This window comes from Spirulina subsalsa FACHB-351 (assembly GCF_026130165.1).
GTDB lineage: Bacteria > Cyanobacteriota > Cyanobacteriia > Cyanobacteriales > Spirulinaceae > Spirulina_A > Spirulina_A subsalsa_A.
This window is the reverse complement of record NZ_JAIHOM010000252.1, coordinates 1-1,107: the sequence shown is the minus strand read 5'-3', so window position 1 is coordinate 1,107 and position 1,107 is coordinate 1. Positions and strand designations below refer to the sequence as shown.

At 37.4% G+C, this 1,107-nt stretch carries 1 protein-coding gene; it reads right to left on the bottom strand.

All coding sequences use genetic code 11. The features are described 5' to 3' along the window. Positions 1-68 precede the first annotated feature (68 nt). A complete protein-coding gene (locus K4A83_RS22705) occupies positions 69-1,088 on the bottom strand; it encodes an IS4 family transposase (protein WP_265266996.1) in 1,020 nt (339 codons plus the stop codon). Positions 1,089-1,107 lie beyond the last annotated feature (19 nt).

The window sequence follows — 1,107 nt, the reverse complement described above, 5'->3', positions numbered from 1 at the left end:
CAGAAGTGTTGAATCGGTACTTATGAACTAGGTAAAAATGGACATAGTAACCCTGTCAAGAGGTAAATTTAACCAGGTGGGACTAGCTCTTTAAACCAGTGTACATAGCTAATTTTTTGGCACATAAAAGCCTGTAAATATCGCAATTTATCCAATAAAGATTTACCGAACTCTGTCGGTATCTTGACCATGTTTAGAAGTAAATAGGCAATCAGACAACTATAAATCTGGATTTCAATTCCGTTGATATTTTTAGTGATCAGACGATCTAACTTGAGGTGCATCTTTAAGAATTTCCACAACAACTCAATTGACCAACGCCAACGATAAAACTCGGCAATTTCTTCTGGACTAACTCCTCCTTCCCCCGTCTCTGGTAAGTTCGTTACTAATCGAAACTCAGTCTTCTTCTCTAAATCGCTAAAACTTACGACTCTAGCTTCAATTTGTTCCCCACCTTTGCCTAGTATACAATTTCCATTGTCCAGCATCTTTAGCTGAACATTGTTTCTAATTCTCAAAACAAAATAGCGATCATTCAACTTTTGTAATGCCGAAATTTGAGCTAGGCTAAAAAAGCCTCTATCCATTACTCCAACTCCATTAGCTGGAATTGATTCTATGGTTTTATCGCCATATTTATGGTCATGACCTTGACCAAAATGAAGGAAGAGTCCCCCTGGAATTCCGGTGAAGAGATTTAGACCAGCAAAAAGCTTGACTTGGTGAACTCCTTGATGCCAGAGTAACTTACTTGTGAGAGTGACAATGGTTGAATCTAAGGGAAAAAGTTGTAGCTCATTGGATTTAATCTTTTTCTGTTTAAGAAATTGTTGTGTTAGCTCAACCCACAACTGATGAAAGACTTGAGGACTGCGATGTTTACTGGCTTTAGAAAAAGTAGAAATATCAACAGACTCCCCCGTAACATTAAGCCTCTTAAAGAGACTTCTCATACTGGTTTGACTCTGGTCAAGAACAAATTCAAGCCAAATGGAAACGAATTTAAAGGTATCCAAAACGGGATAGTCATCTTGAGGTAAATGACCGAGGCATTTTTTGACAATTTGAGGGAAGTTGGATAGAATCAAATTATTGATTTTTTTT